Here is a 1008-nt window from a genome sequence, read left to right as displayed (position 1 = left end):
CCTTCACCGACGCCGCAGGTAATCCTACCGCCGACTACGTGGCCCGCTGGAACGGCATGTGGTGGAACCTCGGCGGCGGCGCCGATGGCGCGCTGAACGGCCCGGTCCTCGCCCTGGCGGTAAGCGGCGCCAACGTGTACGCGGGCGGCACCTTCACCGACGCCGCAGGTAATCCTACCGCCGACTACGTGGCCCGCTGGAACGGCATGTGGTGGAACCTCGGCGGCACCTTCGACGGCGCGCTCAGCGGCCCTAACTTTACCGCGCTGGCCGAGCTGATTCATCCAACCGGCCCGGCCATCATCGCTAGCGGCGGCATTGCTACGCTCGATCACGTGCGCCGGCTGGCCCAACTTGGCGTTGAGGGAGCGATTATCGGCAAGGCATTGTACGTTGGGGCAATCAACTTGACAGAGGCAATTGCTGTTGCCCAGACCGTGACCTTATAGACAGCAACGAACGCAACCATTGCGGAAGAATAAGAGGTTTTTATGTCAAGTTCCGACCTTACTGCGCGCTACGAAGAAGAACGGCTGCGCGCCCAAGAACAATCGCAACTCGTCTACTTGCAGGGCCAGATTGACGAGTTGCGCCGCCTGCTCAAAGATCAGACCAACAAATATCAATGGGCGATGGAGCAGGTGCGCAAGAACGAGGGTGCAATTGCGCAAGTGCAAAGCCTCTTCGAGCGGCACACGAGCGACGTTGCGCAAGCCAATGAGATTGTGCGCCGCGACGTGGTGGCATTACGGCGCGAAGTGGCAGCGGCACTTGTTAAAATCGAAGAAGGCGTGCGTCCGTTGCGCGACATGCAGTCCCAGATCCAGCAAATTGCCGAAGCGCGCAAACAAGATCGCGACTTTCTCGCCGGCTGGCTGAGCCGGATCGAACAGGCCGAACGGCAAATTGCGGCCTTATCATCACAGATTAAAGAACTCGATGAGCGCCAACGCCAGTTTGCTCTCCAACTCGAACGGTTGCGTGAGGCCGACGCAGCGGTTATGCAAG

General features: G+C 60.1%; 2 protein-coding genes. Both read left to right on the top strand.

Annotated features, from left to right (window positions below):
- A partial coding sequence (locus NZU74_20135) for a HisA/HisF-related TIM barrel protein (GenBank protein MCS6883639.1) occupies positions 1 to 449 on the top strand: 449 nt, incomplete at its 5' end.
- Positions 450 to 491: 42 nt separating this feature from the next.
- Positions 492 to 1008 (top strand): hypothetical protein (locus tag NZU74_20130; GenBank protein MCS6883638.1); only part of this gene is annotated, 517 nt, incomplete at its 3' end.

The organism is Chloroflexaceae bacterium (genome assembly GCA_025057155.1).
Classification (GTDB): domain Bacteria; phylum Chloroflexota; class Chloroflexia; order Chloroflexales; family Chloroflexaceae; genus JACAEO01.
This window is presented reverse-complemented; position numbering and strand designations above follow the sequence as displayed.